The organism is Arthrobacter sp. JCM 19049, assembly GCF_001310435.1.
The window spans coordinates 1-4007 of sequence record NZ_BAXF01000190.1; the positions used below are offsets into that span (position 1 = coordinate 1).

The 4007-nt window shown below is 62.8% G+C and carries 3 protein-coding genes and 2 pseudogenes; 3 read left to right on the top strand and 2 right to left on the bottom strand.

Going from position 1 to position 4007, the window contains the following annotated elements:
- Positions 1–426: 426 nt before the first annotated feature.
- Positions 427–1007: pseudogene (locus JCM19049_RS09215) on the top strand (M50 family metallopeptidase).
- Positions 1008–1096: 89 nt separating this feature from the next.
- On the opposite strand, the gene JCM19049_RS09220 reads toward JCM19049_RS09215, so the two are convergent.
- Positions 1097–1465 carry a YhjD/YihY/BrkB family envelope integrity protein gene (locus JCM19049_RS09220; protein ID WP_279402836.1) on the bottom strand — a complete coding sequence of 123 codons (369 nt, stop codon included), beginning with the start codon at positions 1463–1465 and terminating at the stop codon, positions 1097–1099.
- On the bottom strand, positions 1375–2172 hold the full coding sequence (locus JCM19049_RS09225) for a YihY/virulence factor BrkB family protein (protein ID WP_054821440.1): 798 nt from the start codon (positions 2170–2172) through the stop codon (positions 1375–1377). Before JCM19049_RS09225 ends, JCM19049_RS09220 begins: the two co-directional genes overlap by 91 nt.
- 539 nt (positions 2173–2711) lie before the next feature.
- On the opposite strand from JCM19049_RS09225, the pseudogene JCM19049_RS19780 reads away from it, so the two are divergent.
- Together JCM19049_RS19780 and JCM19049_RS22555 are read left to right on the top strand one after the other, a co-directional pair.
- Positions 2712–3322: pseudogene (locus tag JCM19049_RS19780) on the top strand (transglycosylase family protein).
- Entirely contained in the window at positions 3319–3495 is a 177-nt protein-coding gene (locus JCM19049_RS22555) for a LysM peptidoglycan-binding domain-containing protein (protein ID WP_306420766.1), read from the top strand. The pseudogene JCM19049_RS19780 and the gene JCM19049_RS22555 overlap by 4 nt, the downstream one beginning before the upstream one ends.
- Positions 3496–4007 lie beyond the last annotated feature (512 nt).

Genomic DNA, 4007 nt, shown 5'->3' on the forward strand with positions numbered 1-4007 from the left:
CCCAGGGCGCGGTTGCGGGTGCTGCGGGCGGTGGCGAACCCTCCGGTCAGGCCGCCGACGGCCAAAGCGGTTGAGACGATACGCGACATGGGTGCTCCTTGCGTCGGGGTGGTTGGTACTGATGCCATCCTATGCCGAGCCCCTCCGGTTCCCGGGCGCTCGCCGCACGGGCCGGTAACGCGAGCCCCGGCACGGGAGAACGGAAATCCGGGCGACGGGCTCGCTGTTGCGTAAGCTCGACTGCAGGCGCGCCGCCCGACGCGCCAATCAAAAGCTGAAAGGTGCGGTGTGGGAGAAACGCTCAACGCGACGTGGCAGCGGCTAAGCCTGCAGCATGAACTGCAGCTCAGCCCTTGGCAATGGGTGTTGCTGGGCGCACTGGTGGCGCTGCTGGTGTTGCCGCGACCCGCCTGGCGGCTGACCGGGATGTACTCCACGCTGGTTCACGAGCTCGGGCACGTGGTGCTAGCGCTATTCACCGGCCGCTTTGTCACCGGGCTGCGCCTGGGCTGGGACACTCCGGGGAGGTGGTCAGCCGGGGGCGCGGCAAGGCCTCGGTGATCATCTCGGGCGTTGCCGGCTACCCGGCTCCGCTGTGGTGTTCGGCGGGACTGCTGGCTGCAACGGCGGCCGGCTACCCCGGACTGGCCCTGGGGGCCTACGCGATCATCTTCTGCCTGGCCCTGGTTTTCGTGCGCAACCTCGCGGCCCTGCTGGTGTGCGTAGCCAGCGCGGCGCTGGCGTTGGGCATCGTGTTCTTCGCGCCGGTGGACATGTTCGTCTATGTGGCCCTGCTTTTGGCCGGGTTCCTGCTGCTCGCCGGGGCCCGGGACTGTCTGAAGCTGTTGGCCGTGCACACCTGGCGCCGGCAGGATGTGCGCCAATCCGACGCCTATCTGATCGGGACGTCCACCGGAACGTTCTCGGGGATTTGGCTGCTGGTGATCCTGACGCTTGCCGGGAGCGGACTGTGGCTAGCGGTGCGCAGTCTCATCCTGCTGATCTGAGGAGGCGCCCGGATCGGCGGAGGCCTCGTGCTTCCTGATTAGATGCCGCATTCCCAGCCAGGCGGCGGTGGCGGCCCCGGCCGCGAAAATCAGCCGATGGTGCGACTTGTGCTGCGAAAGCATGGAACCGTCCGCGCTCTCCAAGGGTCCCCGCCGTGCTGGATCCGAATCTGCTGGGCGTGGACCAGGTCGCGGAAGTTGCTCAGTTCCCGGCGGGCAAAGAGCGTGTCATCGCGCACCGGGTACTGCAGTTCTTCATCGGCGGCCACCCCCTTGCGCAACTGCGACAGGCGGGAGAACTCGACGTCCACGACCGCGCCCATCAGCAGGGCAATGTTGATGATCCAGCAGGCCACCACCAGGATGATTACACCGCCAATGGCGCCGTAGGTGGCCGAATAGGAAGCAAAGTTGGCGATATAGAAGGAAAAGCCGCCCACCGACAACCCCAGCACCACCAGGCGCTGATGGTGCCGGTGGAGAACCATTTAAAGGGGCGCTTCACGTTCGGGGTGAAGTAGTACAGCAGTGCCAGGACCAACAGCGCCATGACAAACATGGTCGGTGGTTTGAGCCAGTTCAGTACGGTGGCGAATTGGTCTCCCAGCCCCACCACGTTGCCTATGCCGCGGGCGACTGGCCCGGAGGTGACCAACAGTGCGAAGGAGACCACCATGACAATCATGATCAGGATGGTGATGCCCAGCATCTGGGGGCGGCGTTTCCACTGGGGACGGCCTTCTTGCACCTTGTACAGACGGTTCATGGCGCGGCTGAAGGCGTTGACGTAGCCGGAGGTACTCCACAGCGCCGGCGATGCCCAGGAAATGGTGAGGCTGGTGCCCGAGGTTTCGGCCGCCAGACCGGTCAGCAGCTGCTCGGCCATGTCCATGACCTGTTGGGCGTCTTCGCCCAGGTGCTCATGGCCCTGCGGGTTCAGCGCCTGGTGCAGGATCTCCAGGATCGCCTCGGTCGCTCCCTGGCTGGCACCCACCAGTGCGAGCAGAGAAACCAGGGCCAGGACCCCGGGAAAGAGCGCCAGCACCATGAAGTATGAAAGGGATGCCGCCGAGTCCAACCCGTTGTTGCGGAAGAACTCCCGCACCGCCCGGGAAAATGCCTGCAGGACTTCCGGTGCCTTGCGTGGGCTGGCACTACTGGTCATGGATGTCCTCTCGGCTCGTTTGGCGCACCAAGGCAACGGGCACCCTGATCAGTCCCACCCTACCCAAACTGGTCGGAAGGCCCTGCTCAGAGCGGTCATGGCTACCGGACGACGAATGCGATTTGAGAAGCTGATCGCGTCGGTCATCTAGTGGGTTCTGGATGGTTCAAAGGCTCTGTCGGATCGCCCTCCGTTGCCTCATTGAGCTCGCCGGGAGCGTGCGGCAGCTTCCCAGCAAGAGAACAGCCAATACCACATTTTGTAGCACGCATCACCCCAAATTCGCTTCCATCCAAATAACGTTTTGGTTCCAAAATTCGGCGCTCCGGGGTGTCTCGAAGAACTTTTTTTGAAAATTTTTTAATGGGGTTGACTGCAACAAACGCCGATTCTGGAAGGAACCTGAGTTGCCAAGGGGGTCAGGGTGTGGGCTATCGTCATGGATAACGTTTCGATAACACTCGCAGTGTTATGGGAAAAAGCAAAACGCCGCCGGAACTTCCGTGTGCCCATTCGGTAGGCGTTTCAGTAATGTCGAAATGCGACGCTGGGCGCAGCGCCAGGATGGCTTGGACAGCCTACGCGTGGGAAGAGCACTGGAGAACCATGATCCAGCAGAAGAGCAAGAAGACCATCCGTCGCGGCACCGCCGCTCTGGCAGCAGTCGCCGTTGCAGGTGGCGCCATGGCCGTAGCAGCAGTTCCGGCCTCCGCAGCCAGCACCTGGGACGCCTGGCTCAGTGCGAATCGAGCGGTAACTGGTCGACCAACACCGGTAACGGCTACTACGGTGGCCTGCAGTTCTCGGATTCCACCTGGAAGCCTACGGCGGCAAGGGCTCGGCAGCCAACGCTTCGAAGGCTGAGCAGATCCGCGTTGCCACCAAGGTCCAGCAGGGCCAGGGCTGGGGCGCATGGCCCGCATGCTCGGCCAAGCTGGGTCTGAGCGGGAAGCCGACCGGCACCCCGAAGGCTCAGACCAAGAAGGCTGCTCCGCAGCAGAGTACCCAGAAGACCACTGCCAAGAAGTACACCACTCAGAAGGCTGCCCCGAAGAAGCAGACCACCCTGAAGTCGGTGGAGCGCACCGCAGTGAAGACTCAGTCCGGCAAGCACGTCGCACCGGTTGCCAAGCTCCGGTATACAACGTGAAGGCCACCGACTCGGGCAAGAACTACACCGTCAAGGCTGGCGACACCCTGTTCAAGATCGCCCAGGACCTGGGTCTGGACGACTGGCGTTCGCTGTTCTCGGTGAACAGCGACAAGCTGTCCAACCCGGACCTGATTTTCGTGGGTCAGACCCTGAACGTGCCGACCAAGTAATCACCTACCTGGTCTTCAGCCCCGGACACTGCCGCATGCGGCAATGTCCGGGGCTGAACACGTTAAAGAGGTACGCACCTTAACGGTAGGCAGAGCGGAGAATGCCTTCGAGCGTGAACTGACTGACTGCCCAACCACTGCATGGCGCACGCCACGCCGTCGATCTTCCCCACAGGCAACACAGCACTCATCCCCGCGCTGCCCACTGAAGACACGAGCAGAGGCGAGAGTCACCTTTTGAAGCAAGTCGGCTAGACACTATCGAAGCCACGCGTTGCCGGAGCTTTCCCTATGGCGCAACGTAATACCCGTGCTGGTGGTTCACGGTAAGTCCACGCGAACACTGTGCACCTGCTGTCCGACCTGGGCATGATGGTTCCATGTCGCGCAGCATTCAATTGGTCCCCGGTTCCGCTGGTGCGGCGTTGCCGCCTTTGAATGCACCGTTTCTTGCGCATGGTTTGCTGCCTTCTGACGTGCACAGCGCGCCGCCGGGCCGCGCCGTTGGTGGG

Excerpts from the sequence above, each read along its gene's own strand:
- JCM19049_RS09225 (WP_054821440.1), bottom strand. The coding sequence starts at position 2,172 with ATGACCAGTAGTGCCAGCCCACGCAAGGCACCGGAAGTCCTGCAGGCA.